At 69.6% G+C, this 16,111-nt stretch carries 15 protein-coding genes and 2 pseudogenes; 9 read left to right on the forward strand and 8 right to left on the reverse strand.

Annotated features, from left to right (window positions below):
* Nucleotides 1-171: pseudogene (locus tag ACWC1K_RS25500) on the reverse strand (amino acid transporter); the annotation flags it as partial.
* Nucleotides 172-375: 204 nt separating this feature from the next.
* Between ACWC1K_RS25500 and ACWC1K_RS25505 the strand changes: the two are divergent.
* From ACWC1K_RS25505 to ACWC1K_RS25515, 3 genes and pseudogenes are all read left to right on the forward strand, one after another.
* Nucleotides 376-1,086 carry a FadR/GntR family transcriptional regulator gene (locus ACWC1K_RS25505; protein ID WP_450834519.1) on the forward strand — a complete coding sequence of 237 codons (711 nt, stop codon included), beginning with the start codon at nucleotides 376-378 and terminating at the stop codon, nucleotides 1,084-1,086.
* A gap of 80 nt (nucleotides 1,087-1,166) precedes the next feature.
* Nucleotides 1,167-2,639 (forward strand): APC family permease, encoded by a 1,473-nt coding sequence (locus ACWC1K_RS25510; protein ID WP_450834521.1) that lies wholly within the window; start codon nucleotides 1,167-1,169, stop codon nucleotides 2,637-2,639.
* A 586-nt stretch (nucleotides 2,640-3,225) separates the two neighbouring features.
* A pseudogene (locus tag ACWC1K_RS25515) lies at nucleotides 3,226-3,592 on the forward strand (tyrosine-type recombinase/integrase); the annotation flags it as partial.
* Between the two features lie 7 nt (nucleotides 3,593-3,599).
* Here the strand turns inward: ACWC1K_RS25515 and sodN are convergent.
* Entirely contained in the window at nucleotides 3,600-3,995 is a 396-nt protein-coding gene (gene sodN / locus ACWC1K_RS25520; RefSeq protein WP_020123534.1) for a superoxide dismutase, Ni, read from the reverse strand.
* A gap of 145 nt (nucleotides 3,996-4,140) precedes the next feature.
* Here sodN and sodX point away from each other — a divergent pair, with 145 nt between their 5' ends.
* Nucleotides 4,141-4,575 (forward strand): nickel-type superoxide dismutase maturation protease, encoded by a 435-nt coding sequence (gene sodX / locus ACWC1K_RS25525; protein ID WP_123970629.1) that lies wholly within the window; start codon nucleotides 4,141-4,143, stop codon nucleotides 4,573-4,575.
* On the opposite strand, the gene ACWC1K_RS25530 is transcribed toward sodX, so the two are convergent.
* Nucleotides 4,479-5,108, reverse strand: coding sequence for a CGNR zinc finger domain-containing protein (locus ACWC1K_RS25530; RefSeq protein WP_450834523.1), 630 nt, complete (start codon nucleotides 5,106-5,108; stop codon nucleotides 4,479-4,481). The genes sodX and ACWC1K_RS25530 overlap by 97 nt on opposite strands.
* Before the next feature lie 98 nt (nucleotides 5,109-5,206).
* On the opposite strand from ACWC1K_RS25530, the gene ACWC1K_RS25535 reads away from it, so the two are divergent.
* Nucleotides 5,207-5,986, forward strand: a complete 780-nt coding sequence (locus ACWC1K_RS25535) for a class I SAM-dependent methyltransferase (protein ID WP_450834524.1) — start codon at nucleotides 5,207-5,209, stop codon at nucleotides 5,984-5,986.
* A gap of 95 nt (nucleotides 5,987-6,081) precedes the next feature.
* Here the strand turns inward: ACWC1K_RS25535 and ACWC1K_RS25540 are convergent, their stop codons facing one another.
* Genes ACWC1K_RS25540 through ACWC1K_RS25550 form a run of 3 tightly spaced genes read right to left on the reverse strand, consistent with a single transcriptional unit; the run spans nucleotide 6,082 to nucleotide 8,787 of the window.
* A complete protein-coding gene (locus ACWC1K_RS25540; RefSeq protein WP_450834526.1) occupies nucleotides 6,082-6,843 on the reverse strand; it encodes an amino acid ABC transporter ATP-binding protein in 762 nt (253 codons plus the stop codon).
* Nucleotides 6,843-7,802, reverse strand: a complete 960-nt coding sequence (locus ACWC1K_RS25545) for an amino acid ABC transporter permease (protein WP_450834527.1) — start codon at nucleotides 7,800-7,802, stop codon at nucleotides 6,843-6,845. The genes ACWC1K_RS25540 and ACWC1K_RS25545 overlap by 1 nt, the downstream gene beginning before the upstream one ends.
* A 28-nt stretch (nucleotides 7,803-7,830) precedes the next feature.
* Nucleotides 7,831-8,787 carry an ABC transporter substrate-binding protein gene (locus tag ACWC1K_RS25550; RefSeq protein ID WP_450834529.1) on the reverse strand — a complete coding sequence of 319 codons (957 nt, stop codon included), beginning with the start codon at nucleotides 8,785-8,787 and terminating at the stop codon, nucleotides 7,831-7,833.
* Nucleotides 8,788-9,369: 582 nt separating this feature from the next.
* Here ACWC1K_RS25550 and ACWC1K_RS25555 point away from each other — a divergent pair.
* The 3 genes from ACWC1K_RS25555 (at nucleotide 9,370) to ACWC1K_RS25565 (ending at nucleotide 12,690) form a co-directional block, all read left to right on the forward strand.
* Nucleotides 9,370-10,593, forward strand: a complete 1,224-nt coding sequence (locus ACWC1K_RS25555) for an NAD(P)-dependent malic enzyme (RefSeq protein WP_450834531.1) — start codon at nucleotides 9,370-9,372, stop codon at nucleotides 10,591-10,593.
* Nucleotides 10,594-10,934: 341 nt separating this feature from the next.
* Nucleotides 10,935-11,900, forward strand: coding sequence for a zinc-binding dehydrogenase (locus ACWC1K_RS25560; RefSeq protein ID WP_450834532.1), 966 nt, complete (start codon nucleotides 10,935-10,937; stop codon nucleotides 11,898-11,900).
* A gap of 184 nt (nucleotides 11,901-12,084) precedes the next feature.
* Nucleotides 12,085-12,690: a hypothetical protein gene (locus ACWC1K_RS25565; protein WP_450834533.1), complete on the forward strand. Its 606-nt coding sequence runs from the start codon at nucleotides 12,085-12,087 to the stop codon at nucleotides 12,688-12,690.
* Between the two features lie 41 nt (nucleotides 12,691-12,731).
* On the opposite strand, the gene ACWC1K_RS25570 is transcribed toward ACWC1K_RS25565, so the two are convergent.
* Together ACWC1K_RS25570 and ACWC1K_RS25575 are read right to left on the reverse strand one after the other, a co-directional pair.
* Nucleotides 12,732-13,790, reverse strand: coding sequence for a helix-turn-helix transcriptional regulator (locus tag ACWC1K_RS25570; RefSeq protein WP_450834534.1), 1,059 nt, complete (start codon nucleotides 13,788-13,790; stop codon nucleotides 12,732-12,734).
* A 1-nt stretch (nucleotide 13,791) separates the two neighbouring features.
* The gene (locus ACWC1K_RS25575; protein WP_450834536.1) at nucleotides 13,792-14,808 is read right to left on the reverse strand and encodes a DUF4097 family beta strand repeat-containing protein; all 1,017 of its coding nucleotides are present in this window, start codon (nucleotides 14,806-14,808) and stop codon (nucleotides 13,792-13,794) included.
* Nucleotides 14,809-14,955: 147 nt separating this feature from the next.
* Between ACWC1K_RS25575 and ACWC1K_RS25580 the strand changes: the two genes are divergently transcribed.
* Entirely contained in the window at nucleotides 14,956-15,765 is an 810-nt protein-coding gene (locus ACWC1K_RS25580) for a hypothetical protein (RefSeq protein ID WP_450834538.1), read from the forward strand.
* Nucleotides 15,766-16,111 lie beyond the last annotated feature (346 nt).

Raw genomic sequence — 16,111 nt, forward strand, 5'->3', positions numbered from 1 at the left:
GGCGGCGATGCCGGAGCCGGAGCCGACGAACAGGCCGGCGCCGATGACACCGCCGATCGCGATCATCGACAGATGGCGGTTCTTCAGGCCGGCCTGAAGACCGGAGCCTGCGGAGGCGGCCCCGGTGGTGGTCACCGGGTCCGGAGCGGAAACAGGGGGACGTGTGGTCATCTCGACATCCATTGAGGGAGAGCGGACGAGGGCTGCAGGTGCCGAGACCGGAAATTAGTTCACTGCGATCTAAAAAAACAAGGCATGGTCGTCTTGTTTAAGTGTTCAGCATGCTCTATTTTTTGGCGCATCGCGGAACCGGCCCCCTGGGAGCCCCTATGCGCAACACCGTGACCCCGCTCAGCAGGCCGTTAAAGTGGCGCCGTGGTGAATGCAGCGGGCAAGTTCGGACCGTACGGCGGCGGGGACACCCGTCTCCTGCCCGGCAGGGGTCCGACGGGCTCGGAACTCGTCCGATCGCGGATCGCCCTGCGGGTGCGTCTGGGGTCAGTGTCACCCCGGGACCGGCTGCCGGACGCCGGCGTCCTCGCCGAGGAGCTGGGGATCAGCGAGATCACCGTGCGCCGTGCGCTGGAGGGCATGTGCCAGGACGGCCTGCTCGACCGCAGGCGGGGCCGCGCCGGCGGGACCTTCGTGGCGGAGGAGTGGGACGCCGTCGTAGCCCTGATGCACGACGCCGAGGAGACGGCTTCGCTGGACGCCTTCCACCTGCTGCTCGAATGCGGTCTCGTGGCGCACAGCGCCGACGAGGTACCGGCCGGGCCGCTTGAGGAACTACAGGCGCTGGTCGACGAGATGGACCTGACCGACGACCCCTCACGACTGCTCGAACTGGAGACGCTCTTCCACCTCGACCTCGCCGAGGCTCTCGGCGGCCCCGGGGTCCGTGAGTTCGCCGCAGACCTGCTGGGCCGGCTCAGCCTGCTGGCGCCCGCACCGACACCCGAGGTGATACGGGCGCGGAACCGCTGCCACGCCGAACTGCTGGCAGAACTCGGCCGGGGAGCGATGGATCCGGCCGTGCGGGCGGTGAAGGCACACCAACAGAGCCACCAAGAGGCCCACCCCAGCTGACATCCCGTTGTTGCGACCCGACCGCAGACACCCCCGCGCCCCCCACTGCGCACCGCCACACCGCACAAGGAGACGCTGCCATGCCCAAGCCCGGAGCCGTCGGCCCGCCGCCGACGTCGGGACCCGCCATCGGCGCGCCCCAGCGCCTGCGGGGCGGAGTTCTCGGGATGGCGGACATCGCCGCCGCCACGATGGCCAACGTCGGCCCGGCCATGAGCTTCTTCTTCAGTTTCACCTTCCTGGCCACCACCGCGGGTGAGGGGTCTCCGCTGACCATCGTCGCCGCGGGCGTCGCGGTCGCGCTGCTCGGCAACACGCTCGCCCAGTTCTCCCGCGCGCACCCCTCCGCGGGCAGCTTCGTCACCTTCGTCGGCAAGACGTTCGGGCCGGTCAGCGCGGTGACCACGGCCCTGCTGGCGACGCTGGGCTACATCGTCGCGATGGCCGGTGTCATCTCCATCTCCGGCGGGTTCGTGCAGATCACCCTGCACCACTACACCGGGGTCGACCTCCCCTGGATCATCTGGACGCTGCTGCTCACCGGTCTGGCCGTGGTGCTGATGCTGCGCGGCGTCGTGGTCTCCACCAAGTGGGCCGGCTACTTCTTCGGCGTGGAGATGCTGATGCTGGTCGTCGTGTCGGTCGCGGCGATCGTCGAACACCGCGGCGCTCTCTCGGCCGCCCCCTTCCTGCCCAGCCACATCAGCCACGGCTTCAAGGGCCTGGCAGCGGGCTTCCCCCTGGCCGTGTACATGTTCGTCGGCTGGGAGAACTCCGCGGCACTCGCCGAGGAAACAGAGAACCCGCGGCGCAACGTCGGCCGCGCAGTGTTCTCCTCCGTCGCCATCATGACCGTCAGCTACATCCTCTTCGCCTACTCCACCCTGACCGGCTTCGGCTACGACGTGGCCCGGCTCGGCGACTCTCCCACGCCCTTCATCGACGTCGCCCACCACACCCTTGGCGCGCTGGCGTTCGTCGCCTACCTCGGAGGCCTGACCTCGACCCTCGGCGTTCTGGTCGCGGGCATCAACTCCCAGGCCCGCCTGGTGTTCAATGCCGGACGCGAAGGACTGCTCCCGTCCTTCCTCGGCTACGTCCACCCCATTCGCCGCACACCGAACAAGGCGATCGTCACCTTCACCGTCACCTCGCTGCTGATCATCGGAGGCTGGGCCCTGGGCCACCTGCTCGGACCCGACGGCGGCTCGATGAACCCGGTGGTCTTCTTCACCGAGTCCTCGACGCTGGGCGCCATCCTGATCCTGCTGGTCTACCTCGCGTCCAATATCGCCCTGCCGCTGTACTACCGCCGATACCGCCCCCAGGAGTTCCGGAAGGTACGGCATCTGGTACTGCCCGCGCTCGGCACGGTGGCCATCCTGGTCCCGCTCTACTACCTCGCCAAGCCCGGCCAGCCCGCACCGTACAACTGGTTCCCCTACGCCGCCCTGGCCGCCCTCCTCGCCGCCGTCGGCTACGCAGCCCTCCTGGTCCGCCGCGACCCGAGCCTGGCTGAGCGCGTCGGATCCGTCGTCGCCGATGCCGATTGACTTGCGTGTCGGCGGATTCCCATAGTGGTTGGGAATCACCTGGTCAATGGGCCTGTGGGGCATTCACTCATGGCCTCGGCGGGGCTCTTGTCGCCGACCGCGATGCGGGTCGGTGGTTGGGCTGCCGGGCGACGTCGCGGAGCTCTTGGGCAGTGGACGGACAGGGCGGTGCCCCTGGGTGCTTCTGCGTTTGTCAGCTCCCGCAGGGCAGGAAGCCTTGTGGGTCGGCCCCACTCGCCGCCCCTCGGCGCAGGGCCGCCCCCGCAAGGCCGGTTCGTGATCCGGCGTGGGTGGGGCTGTGGTGGGGTTAGCCGATGGGTGCGGGCTCCGGACCCCGGGCTTCCGGCTGATGCCGGTACGTCACCCGGTACCCACCCCGCGACTGGAGGACCGACCTCGCGATCACGACCGCCCTCCCCTCACGTAGGCCACGGACCGGTAGGCCCCCAGCCGCTGACCGCGTCGACCATAGCCGCCGTGCCGGCGACGACCACCTCAAGACCGGACTCGCCCCGGAGCCGGCGCACGGTGCCGCCCGCCGAGCGGACCACCGCCAGGCCGGAGGCAACACCCCAGGGCCGCTGCCCGAGGCGAACCGCTCAACTATCGCTGCTGGAAGACCGAATGGAACTGCGCTCGTAAGGAACTGCAGAAGGCGGAGAACGAGGCGGCCGAGCGCGAGGCCCGCAAGCCCGTCGAACTGCCGCACATGGTGACCCACGACCTGCGCCACTTCTACGCTTCCGCCCTCATCGCCGGCGGAGCGAGCGTCAAGCAGGTCCAGCTGGTCCTCGGCCACGCGTCCGCCGTCATCGCGCTGCGGATCTACGCGCACCTGTGCGGGCGAAGAAGACCGCACCCGGACCGTCAGGGACGCCGTTCTCGGCGGCCTGCGGACCGGGTGCGGACCGGGAGACGCTGCAACCAAAGAAATCGCAGGTCAGAAGGCATGATGAAAGATCAGGCCTTCTTGGTCTCCCAGAAGATCTTGTCGATCTGGGCGATGTAGTCCAGAGCCTTCTGGCCCGTGGCCGGGTCGGTCGAGGCCTTGGCGGCCGAGAGGGCCTTCAGGGCGTCGTTGACCAGCTGGTGCAGCTCCGGGTACTTCTCGAAGTGCGGGGGCTTGAAGTAGTCGCTCCAGAGCACGGAGACGTGGTGCTTCGCGAGCTCGGCGCGCTGCTCCTTGATGACGGTGGCGCGAGCCTGGAAGTGCGGGTCGTCGTTGGCGGCCATCTTTTCCTGCACGGCCTTCACCGACTCCGCCTCGATGCGGGCCTGGGCCGGGTCGTACACACCGCAGGGCAGGTCGCAGTGTGCGCTGACCTTGACCTTGGGGGCAAACAGGCGGGAAAGCATGGAGCATTCCTTCCTCGTGATCGTCTTCTCAGGTGGGACATTACTCCCTGCGAGACGGGTTTTCGCGAGTGCCCCCATGGGCTTAGGACAAAAGTCCGGGGTCAGACTGAGACTGGTGGAGGAACGTACCGGGGAGGTGCCGGGGATGCCGGAGCTGTCGCAGGAGATCGAGCGCGGGCGGGCACTGCTGCCCTTCGGAGCGGCCGAGGTGACCGGTCCGTCCATGGTGCCCACGCTCCACCACGGGGACCGGCTCGTGGTGCAGTACGGCGCCCGGATCAGGCCGGGTGACGTGGTCGTCCTGCGGCATCCGTTCCAGCAGGACCTGCTGGTCGTGAAGCGGGCCGCCGAGCGGCGCGACGGCGGCTGGTGGGTGCTCGGCGACAACGCCTACGCGGGCGGCGACAGCACGGACTACGGGACCGTCCCGGAGGACCTGGTCCTCGGCAAGGTGCGCTTTCGCTACCGGCCGCTGAAGGCGGATCAGCGCTCCCCGTTCGCGCTGGCGCGCTGGGTGCTCTCGGCGGCGAGGCCCGTGCTGTCGGACCGGTCGGCCTCCAGGCGTTTGCGGGCGCGGTAGGCGGCCACGTTGGCGCGGGTCGCGCAGCGGTCGGAGCAGTAGCGCCGGGAGCGGTTCGTGGAGGTGTCCAGGTAGGCGTTGCGGCACGGCGCCGCCTCGCACAGACCCAGCCGGTCGACGCCGTACTCCGTCAGGTGGAAGGCCAGGCCCATCGCCGCGATGGCCGCGTAGCCGGCGGTGGCGTTCGAGGGGTGGTCGGCCAGGTGCATGTGCCACAGCGGCCGGCCGTCCTCGTCCCGGAAGTCGTGGCCCGAGATCTGCGGGCTGACCGGGAACTCCAGCAGGAGTGAGTTCAGCAGGTCCACGGCGAGCGTCTCGTCGCCCTTGTCGGCGGCCTCGAAGACCGCGCGCAGCCGGGCCCTGACCGAGCGGAAGCGGGTGACGTCGGCATCGGTGGCGCGGCGTGCCGCCGACGCGTTGCCGCCGAACAGGTCGCGGACGGCCTCGACGGAGGTCAGGTTGTCCTTGCCCCGGGCCGGTTCCTCGCTGTTCACGAGTCGTACGGCATAGTCCGAGTAATAGGCCAGTTCCACTTGTGGTCCTTACGGAGGCGCTCTATGGTCGTGGGTGCGAAGAGGTAATGACTGCCTGCACTTCCAGGGTATTACGCAGATGAGGGGAGAGGGATTCCATGACGGAAACCACTGCAACCGGAACCGGTACGACGGGGACCGACTGGCAGGCCTGGCAGGTGAGCTGGGACCGGCAGCAGGAGTGGTACATGCCGGACCGCGAGGAGCGCTTCCGCATCATGCTCGACATGGTGGAGGCCTGCGTCGGCCCCGAGCCGCGCGTCCTCGACCTCGCCTGTGGCACCGGCAGCATCACGGCCCGTCTGCTCGCCCGCTTCCCGAAGGCCACCAGCACCGGCATCGACCTCGACCCCGCGCTCCTCGCCATCGCCCGCGGCACCTTCGAGGGCGACGACCGGGTCACCTTCGTCGAGGCCGACCTCAAGGACCCCGACTGGCCGGCGCGGCTGCCGTACGAGACGTACGACGCGGTGCTCACCGCCACGGCCCTCCACTGGCTGCACAGCGCCCCCCTCGCGGCCCTGTACGGCCGGATCGCCGGGCTGGTCCGCCCCGGCGGCGTCTTCATGAACGCCGACCACATGATCGACGAGACCACGCCCCGGATCAACGCGGCGGAGCGCGGCCTGCGCCACGCCCGCATGGATCAGGCCACGCGGGAGGGAGCCCTGGACTGGTCCCAGTGGTGGCAGCTCGCCGCCAAGGACCCCGCCCTCGCCGGCCCGACGGCCCGCCGCTTCGAGATCTACGGCGACCACGCGGACGGCGACATGCCCTCGCCGCAGTGGCACGCGCGCGTGCTGCGGGAGAAGGGGTTCGGGGAGGCCCGGGCGGTGTGGTGTTCGCCGGCGGACACGCTGCTGCTGGCGTTGAAGTGATACCGGCCGGCCGGAACTGAGAAGGCCGGAACTGAGAAGGCCGGAACTGAGAAGGGCGGTACAGGATGTCTGTACCGCCCTTTCCCGTCGTACTGCTACAGCACCTTGGACAGGAACGACTGCGTCCGCTCGTGCTGCGGGTTGGTCAGGACGTCGCGAGGGTTGCCCGACTCGACGACCACGCCGCCGTCCATGAAGACCAGGCTGTCGCCCACCTCGCGGGCGAAGCCCATCTCGTGGGTGACGACGACCATCGTCATCCCGGACTCGGCCAGGTCGCGCATGACGTCGAGGACGTCGCCGACCAGCTCCGGGTCGAGGGCCGAGGTCGGCTCGTCGAAGAGCATCAGCTTCGGGTCCATGGCCAGCGCGCGGGCGATGGCCACGCGCTGCTGCTGGCCGCCGGAGAGCTGCGAGGGGTAGTTCTTCGCCTTGTCGGCGAGGCCCACGCGCTCGAGCAGCTGACCCGCGCGCTCCCGCGCCTGGGACTTGCTGATGCCCTTGACCTGGATCGGGGCCTCCATGACGTTCTCGAGCGCCGTCATGTGCGGGAACAGATTGAAGCGCTGGAAGACCATGCCGATGTCCCGGCGCTTCAGGGCGACTTCGCTGTCCTTGAGCTCGTAGAGCTTGTCGCCCTTCTGGCGGTAGCCGACCAGGTCGCCGTCGACGTACAGCCGGCCGGCGTTGATCTTCTCCAGGTGGTTGATGCACCTGAGGAACGTCGACTTGCCGGAGCCGGACGGGCCGATCAGGCAGAAGACCTCACCCGTGTTCACCGTGAGATCGATGCCCTTGAGGACCTCGACGGCGCCGAAGGACTTGTGCACGCCCTCGGACTTCACCATGGCGGTCATCACATCGCCCCCCTCGGGCTGCCCTTCGAGAACAGGTTCGCCCTGATCTTCTGGAAGACGGTCGGCGGCAGGCTGCGGCTGGAACCGCGTGCGTAGTAGCGCTCGAGGTAGTACTGGAAGACGCTGAACACGCTGGTCATCACCAGGTACCAGATCGAGGCGACGAAGAGCAGCTCCATCACGGCGTACGAGGTGGAGCCGATCGCCGACGTCGAGCGCAGCAGCTCGTTGTACGTCACCACGTACACCAGCGACGAGGTCTTCAGCATGTTGATGAACTCGTTGCCGGTCGGCGGCACGATGACCCGCATCGCCTGCGGGATCACGATCCTGCGCAACGTCTTGCCGTGGCTCATGCCGAGCGCGTGGGCGGCCTCCGTCTGGCCCTCGTCGACGGCCAGCAGACCGGCGCGGCAGATCTCCGCCATGTACGCGGCCTCGTTCAGGCCGAGGCCCAGCAGGGCGGCCATGAACGGGGTCATGACGTCCACCATCTCGTCCTTGTAGATCGGACCGAGGTTGAGGACGGGGAAGATCAGCGCCAGGTTGAACCAGAGCAGCAGCTGCACATAGACCGGGGTGCCGCGGAAGAACCAGATGTACAGCCAGGCGACCCAGCTGGTCACCGGGTTCTTCGAGAGCCGCATCACGGCGAGCACGATGCCGAGCACCACACCCATGACCATGGCGAGCACGCTGATCAGCAGCGTGCGGCCCGCGCCCTTGACGACCGAGGAGTCGAAGAGGGTGTCGGAGACCGCGTGCCACTGGATGTCGCCCTGCGAGAACGCGAAGACGAGGGCCACGAGCAGCGCGATGACGATGATGCCGCTGGCCCACCGCCCGTAGTGCCGCACCGGGATCGCCTTGATGGCCTCCGGCGGGGTGACGGACTCCGATGCGGAGACCTCACCCGCGGGTGGCGTGTCCGCAGGGGACTTGTCGAACTTGTCAGTCACGTGACTGCCCTTCAGTGGTGCGCCCGGCTCACTTGCCGCCGTTGATCGCGGACTTGTCGATCGCGCCGGACTGCGCGCCCCACTTCTCCAGGACCTTCTGGTACGAGCCGTCCTTGATGATCGCGTCGACGGCTTCCTTCAGCACATCACGCAGCTGGGTGTTCTTCTTGCTGAGGACGATGCCGAACGGGCCGGCGTCGTACTGCTTGTTGATCACCTCGTAGACGTTGCCACCGCCGGCCTTGCGGGCCAGGTCGATCGCCACCGGGTAGTCGTTGATGCCGGCCACCGCGCCGCCGGACTTCACACGCGTCTGGGCCTCGGTGTCGTTGTCGAAGGACTCGATGTCGATGGCCTTCTTGCCCGAGCTCTTGCACTTCGCGGACTGGTCCTGCAGGGCCTTCTCGTACGTGGTGCCCCGCTGGACGGCGGCCGTCTTGCCGCACAGGTCCTCGATGCCCTTGACGCCCTCGGGGTTGCCCTTCTTCACGTAGATGGCCGTACCCGCGACGAAGTAGTCGACGAAGTCGACGCCCTGGCCGAGCTTCTTGCCCTTGTCGTCCAGGCCCTCCTGGCGCTGCTTGTTGTCCGTGATGGACGAGATCGCGACGTCGTAGCGACCGGAGTTGACCGCCGTGATCAGCCCGTCGAAGGAGCCGGAGGTCCACTGGAACTTCACGCCGAGCTGCTTGCTCAGAGCCTCGCCCAGGTCAGGGTCGACGCCGACGATGTTGCCGCCCTCGGTCGACTCCATGGGGGCGTACTCGGCGTTGGTGCCGACCTTGATGACACCGGCGTCCTGGATCTTCTTCGGCAGCTTGGAGAAGAGGGGGGCGCTGTTGCCCGACTCCTTCTTGCCCCCGTCATTGCTGTTGGTCTGGTCACCGCAGCCGGTGAGGATCAGGGCGCCTGCGACCGCGATCGCACCGGCCGCTGCCAGACGAGTGGGTGCGGCGGTCGTACGACGGGTGGAGCCTGCGGTCATTTTGGGTTCCTCCGGCGGATCGGTGGAGTTGCCGATGGGTCGACGAGAACACACACCATCGGGTGTCGCGACCTCGTGGGTTTACGGCATCTTGCCATTCGGACTAAGCCGTTCAGGGGACCCGTCATGTCAAAATCGGATAACGGGTGACCCCCGAACCGCACCAGGCCGGTACAACATGGCCGGACCATCTGCGGGAATCCGGCCTTCCGGCCGGAAGATCTTCGACGCATCTCGGGATGCGGACCTGCACTCCGAGGCGTTGATCACTGTTCGACCGCCGGTCAAGGGCCCGTCGCGGAATCCTCGAGGACGTGTCCCTATTTTTCGGGACGAACCTTGTGGCCGAGATGTGACCTTCGGGTTCCGCGATGTGACCTTGCCCTTATTGGACTCGTCCTTGGCCTGGTGCGTCCGGTAAGAAGGTTCTTTACACCCCTCATCCGGGGCTCAGGGCGCGTGTGCGGCGCGCCCGTCGCGCAGGACCCGTACGCAACACCGACCGGGACTGACGCGGTGCCCGCCCACCCCTCACCAGGAGTGGCCACCCTCAACCAATGAAGACTTAAGGGGTAAGACAAAGTGGCAGCGGAGATCGTCAATCCTCGCAGCGACAGCAATACGGATCAGGACGGCGGGGCCGAGCCCCTCGATTCCTTCGATCCGGCGTTCGCGCTGCACCGCGGCGGCAAGATGGCCGTGCAGGCCACCGTGCCGGTCCGTGACAAGGACGACCTGTCCCTGGCGTACACGCCCGGCGTTGCGAAGGTGTGCAGCGCCATCGCCGAGCAGCCGGACCTCGTCCACGACTACACGTGGAAGTCGTCCGTCGTGGCCGTGGTCACCGACGGCACGGCGGTGCTCGGACTCGGGGACATCGGCCCCGAGGCCTCCCTCCCGGTGATGGAGGGCAAGGCGATTCTGTTCAAGCAGTTCGGCGGCGTCGACGCCGTGCCGATCGCGCTCGACTGCACCGGTGTCGACGAGATCGTCGAGACCGTCGTGCGGCTCGCGCCGTCCTTCGGTGGCGTCAACCTCGAGGACATCTCGGCGCCGCGGTGCTTCGAGATCGAGCGGAAGCTGCAGGAGCGGCTGGACATCCCGGTCTTCCACGACGACCAGCACGGTACGGCGGTCGTGACGCTGGCGGCCCTCAGGAACGCCGCGCGGCTGAGCAAGCGGTCCATCGCGGATCTGCGGGCCGTCATCTCGGGTGCCGGCGCGGCCGGTGTTGCCATCGCCAAGATGCTGGTCGAAGCCGGTATCGGGGATGTCGCGGTGGCCGACCGCAAGGGCATCGTGTCGGCCGACCGGGACGACCTGACGGACGTCAAGCGGGAGCTCGCCTCTTTCACCAACAAGGCCGGCATCACCGGGTCGCTGGAGGCGGCTCTGGAGGGTGCGGACGTCTTCATCGGCGTCTCCGGCGGTACGGTCGCGGAGGAGGCCGTCGCCTCGATGGCCGAGGGCGCGTTCGTGTTCGCCATGGCCAACCCGAACCCCGAGGTGCACCCCGACGTCGCGCACAAGTACGCGGCGGTCGTGGCGACCGGACGGTCGGACTTCCCGAACCAGATCAACAACGTGCTGGCGTTCCCGGGCATCTTCGCGGGTGCGCTGCAGGTTCGGGCCTCCCGGATCACCGAGGGGATGAAGATCGCGGCGGCCGAGGCGCTGGCCGGGGTCGTCGGGGACGACCTTGCTGCGGACTACGTGATTCCGTCGCCGTTCGACGAGCGGGTGGCTCCGGCCGTCACGGCGGCTGTGGCGGCCGCGGCCCGTGCGGAGGGTGTTGCCCGGCGCTGATCCGCCGTCGGCATTGATGGCCCCGCCCGTCCGGGCGGGGCCATTTTTTGCCCATCCGCCCACCCGTTCGGGTGGCTGAAAGGGTGAACGTTTCCGGTGGGTGGGTTTCGCCGTGGGGGGGGGGTGCGCATCGGTGAGGGCTTGGTCCAGGGGCTGTGCCCCCAGACCCGGCCCGAAAGGCCTCGTCCTCACACTCCCCACTCTCGGTTTCGCTCGAGCGGGGGACCCCCATGACGGGCCGGGTGTGCCGACCGGCATCAACATGTCGCCCGTGACAAGAGGGCGTGTGTCACAGGGCCTCGTGGTTCCGTCGGTCCGAGTCGCCGCCTATCGTCAAGGTCATGTTCGCCGTCTACGCCGCCCGAATCGACCGTGATCAGCCGCTCAGCGGCCTCGAGTTGGGGGACCGGCCCGCTCCCGCGGCCCGGCCCGGCTGGAGTGTCGTCGACGTCAAGGCCGCCTCCCTCAACCACCACGACCTCTGGTCCCTCAAGGGCGTGGGCCTGTCCGAGGACAAACTGCCGATGATCCTCGGCTGCGACGCCGCCGGTGTCGACGAGGACGGCAACGAGGTCGTCCTGCACTCCGTGATCGGGCAGAGCGGTCACGGCGTCGGCCCCAGGGAACCCCGTTCGATCCTCACCGAGCACTACCAGGGCACGTTCGCCGAGCAGGTCGCCGTGCCGACCTGGAACATCCTGCCCAAGCCCAAGGAGCTGTCCTTCGCGGAGGCAGCCTGTCTGCCCACTGCCTGGCTGACGGCGTACCGCATGCTCTTCACCAACGCGGGCGTACGTCCCGGTGACTCGGTCCTCGTGCAGGGCGCCGGCGGCGGGGTCGCGACGGCTGCGATCGTGCTCGGGAAGGCGGCGGGGCTGCGGGTCTTCGCCACCAGCCGGGACGAGGCCAAGCGCAAGCGCGCCGTGGAACTGGGTGCCGTCGAGGCGCTGGAGTCGGGGGCGCGGCTGCCGCAGCGCGTCGATGCCGTCATCGAGACCGTCGGCGCCGCCACCTGGTCGCACTCGGTGAAGTCGCTGAGGCCGGGCGGCACGCTCGTCATCTCGGGCGCGACGAGCGGTGACCGGCCCTCGCATGCCGAACTGACCCGCATCTTCTTCCTCGAACTCAAGGTCGTCGGCTCCACGATGGGCACCAAGGACGAGCTGGAGGACCTGCTGTCCTTCTGCGCCGCGACGGGGGTACGCCCGGTCATCGACGAGCTGCTGCCTCTGGACCGGGCGCGGGAGGGCTTCGAACGCCTGCAGTCGGGCGAGCAGTTCGGAAAGATCGTGCTCACCAACGACTGACCTCTCCTGTCCGCGCATGCTGACGGCCGGCCCGGCTTCGGGCCGGCCGTCAGCATGTGTCAGCTGCGGGGGGGGGTGAGGCGAGGGCCGGATGACCGGGCGCACATGACGGGGCCGGGGGTGTCCGTGGCGGGTTCTAGGGTGGGGCCTGCCGAGGTTGGCCTGGTCTTTCGAAGGAGTTCTCATGACCGTGTCCGAGCCCGTGCCGCTGGTGTTCGCCCCCGCGGACGGGGCCGTGCGGGAGGCGGTGACCAAGGTGGGCGGGCAGCCCGTGTGGCTGGAGGAGCCGCAGTGGCCGCTGTCGCGCGAGACGGGCCGGCCGATGGAGTTCCTGGGCCAGTTCGCCCTGGAGGGCGGCCGGCTCGCCTGTCTGTTCATGACCGGGGACGAGGGGGAGTACGTCGACGGCACCTGGGAGCCGGAGGGCGGGGAGAACGCCCTGGTGATTCAACCCGGCGGTCACATCCCGGACTTCGTGACCGTCGAGCGACGGGCGGACGGGCCGAGCGCGGGGGCCGACCATCTGCCGCGGCACATCGACTCCGGTGAGCATTCCGGTGAGCACTCCTCCGCGGAAGAGGACCGTCGGCCCTGGCAGTTCCTCGGCGGGCCCGGTGTCGAACCGCACTGGCTCCAGGGCGACGAGACGCCCGGAGAAGGATGGCAACTGGTGGTCCAGCTCGACTCCGGGAAGCTGCCCTTCCACGTGAACTTCGGTGACGCGGGCGTCGGTTATGCCTTCCTCTCGCCGGACGGCAAGGAGGGCCGCTTCCTCTGGCAGTGCACCTGAAAGGGTGACGCCCGACTTCGCGGAAAGCGGCCCGCCGGCGCTCACGCCCTCGGTGTGCGCAGCATCGCTCCGATGTGTGCCGCCGCCGTCGACAGATGGCGCCGGGCGTCACGGAGCTGTTCGTCCGTGACGCCGTGGTCCCGGGCCGCGTCACGGATGTCGTCCCGGAACCGGTCCAGCAGGCGGTCGAGGTCGCGGGACGGGTCTCCGGTGGTGGCCTCGTGCGCCCACGACGGTTCGTACTGCGCCGGGAAGTCCTCCTTGGTGTGCGAGTACTCGGGCCGCGGTGCCGAGGTGCCGGTGCCGCCCCGTCCGAACCCGAAGTCCTTTCCGAACTCCCGGCCGAAGTCCTTCCCGAAGTCCCCGAACTCCTTGGCCAGTTCGGTCAGGCCCTCCCGCACCCCCGTCGGCCAGTCGCCCCGCGCGAAGTGGTCCTGCACCTGCTCCTGCACCCGCCTGGCGATGCGCTGCAGCTCCTCCTGGGCCTGGGCCCGTGCCTGCTCCTGCGCCTCCTTGGCCTGGCGGCGGGCGCGCTGGGCCTCCTCGCGGGCCCGGCGGCTCTCGTCCTTGGCGCGCCGCGCCTGCTCCTTCCACTCCTGCTTGACGCGCCGCATCTCCTCCTTCGCGGCACGCCAGGATTCCTTGTCGCCGTACTCCCCGAAGTCACCGACGGAGCCGTCCCCTTCGCCGCGCCCCTTGCCGCCGGCGCCCCGCTGGGCCTCCGTGGCCGCGGCCCGCATCTCGCGCCGCAGATCGCCCGCCGCACCGCGTACGTCGGCCCGGATCTCGGCGGCCAGTTCCGCGACCGACTCGCGGATCTCCAGCTCCAGGTCGGCGAGCTCGCCGCCGCGGTCGGCCAGCTCGGCGCGGCCCGCGTCCGTGATGGCGTACACCTTGCGGCCGCCCTCGGTGGTGTGGGTGACCAGGCCCTCGGCCTCCAGCTTCGCCAGGCGGGGGTAGACGGTGCCTGCCGACGGTGCGTACAGACCCTGGAAGCGCTCCTCGAGGAGGCGGATCACCTCGTAGCCGTGGCGCGGGGCCTCGTCCAGCAGTTTCAGGAGGTAGAGGCGGAGGCGGCCGTGGGCGAAGACGGGAGGCATGTCAGAGCACCTTCTTGTCGGTCGTGCCGTCGGCAGGGGCGTCGGTCGAGTCGTCGTCCTGGCCGGAAACGGAATTGTCCCCCGAGCCGTTGCGCGGGCCCTCCGCCGGGGTGCTCGCCGGGCCGGTCTCCGCGGCCGGCTCCGCACCCGCCGGAGGCGTGTCCTCGACCAGGGGGCCGATGTCCTCCGGCGCCACGTCCCACGGCTCCTCCTCCGCGGGGGGCCGCCGCAGCAGGGCGATCGAGCCCGAGACGGTCGTCGCCTTCAGGCTTCCGCTGCCCGAGCCGAGCCGGCCGGTGATCCTCTTGGCGCCCCACTGGCCGCTGACCCGCAGATCCTCGAAGGCGTTGGACACCGTCCCGCTCGCGGTGTTCGCCTCCACCTCCGCATCCGCCGGGTGGGGCAGCCGGATGGCGATCTCGCCGGAGACGTTCGCCAGGACGATGTTCGTCGGGCGGCTCGCCGGATCGAGGTCGACGATCATCGAGCCGCTCACCGAGTCGGCCTTGACGGAGGAGCCCGCCTCGACCACGGTGAGATCCCCGGAGACGGAGTTGAACCGGAGGTCGCCGCGGAGGGCCTGCGCCTCCAGGTTCCCCGAGACGGTGTCGGCGCGCACCGGGCCCGTCAGCCCCACCAGGGTGGTGTCCCCGGTGACTCCCTTCACCTCCGTACGCCCGTCGATCCCCGAGACCACCGCCGCGGCGCCGACCACGCCCACCTCCACGCGCGTGTCGGCGGGGACGGCGAGGGAGACGACGGCGCTGCGCCGCCATCCCTTGCGGTCGAGCCACTTGAGGAAGCCCTTCCAGGGCAGGTCGTCGTACGCGACGGTGAGCGTGCCGCCCTGCTGGCTCACCAGCAGCGGGGGTCCCTCGATCTCGGAGACCTCCAGTCGGGCGGAACCTTCGTCCGTGCCCACCACGTTCACCGTTCCGTTGACGATGCGTACGTGGAGCTCACTCACAGGCTTGTCGAAGGTGAGTTTCCGCGGCTCACCGACAGACCACTCGGACATGGTGCAGACCTCCCCGTCACAACGCGCCATATCGCGTCTCCTGTAATTCACGATATATCGCGGGCCGGGAAAGTCAAGACACCCGTTCTGGCGATCTCCGGGACACCGGAAATGACCAAAGGGGGCATATCGCCCTAGCGTGTGACCATGTCGAACGTCGGTGCCCTGCTCCTGTGCCGGGCGCGGCCCGAGTCCGTCGCCCCCGCCGCCCATCTGCTGCGCGACCCCATGCTGCTCGCCCCGGCGGGCGACACCTGGAGCGTGCTCCTTCCCGAGGGCCGGCCCTGGCTGCACGGCGGCGAACCCGTCGACCGTGTCCTGACCGGCTGGGCCGCCGCTCTCGCCGTCGGCGCATCCTGGCCCGTACTCGCCCTGTGGTGGGACGCCGCCCGCGCGGGCTTCACCCTCGCGTCGGGCTTCCGCCGCCCCGTGGGCTACGTCTGGCTCGCGAACGGCACCCCGGCCGGCGAGGACGAGGCCATGCGTACGTTCGCCGCCCGACTCGGCCTGGACCCGGTGCTCGACGTGCAGGACCTGGACCAGCTCACGAAACCCGCCCCCGGAACCGACGCCCGCGCCCGCCTGCACGCCCTGATCGCCGTCCTCACGCGCGCGGGAGTCGCGCTCCCCGAGGGCATCACTCCCGGCGAATCCGCCGACCGCCTCCGCGAGGCCGCGCACGCCCTGTCGGACACCCGCCCCACCGAGTGGCCGGGCCGGCGCGAGGCGGTACGGGCGGAACTCGACGCCGTCGGGAGCCACCACCCGGGCCCGTGGCTGCCGTGGTCGGGGACGCCCCGGGCGCGTGCCCTCGCCCTGGCCCAGGTGGCGACCGGACTCCCGCTCACGGCCTGGGGCCTGTGGCGCCGCAGCGGCGGCTGGACCGCGGCCGGTGCGCTGCTGCTGGCGCACGGGGCGCTGGGGCTCACGTACGACCTGGTGCGACCGTGGGACTGAGGACGACGCGGGCCTTGGGACCGTGGGTGGTGCAGCTCTGGGGTCGGGGGGTGCGTGAGCGTCGGGGCTCGGAACGTGAATGGCCCCTTGGGGCTGGGGCGCAGTGAGCCCTGGGACTGCGGGCCGCGAAGCCCTGGGACTGCGGGCCGTGTAGCCCCGGGGCCGGGGGGGGCTGCGAAAGGCTTGGGGCTCAGAGGAGTGAATGCCTTGGGACTGGGGCGCACGTGGGCCCTGCGCTGCGGGCCGGGAAGCCTTGGGACCGCGGGCCGTGTGGCTCGAACCGGGGGGCTGCGAAAACTTGGGACTCAGGGACAGCGCACAGGAGCCTTGGGGCTGAGGCGCACCT

Source organism: Streptomyces sp. NPDC001492, from assembly GCF_053597275.1.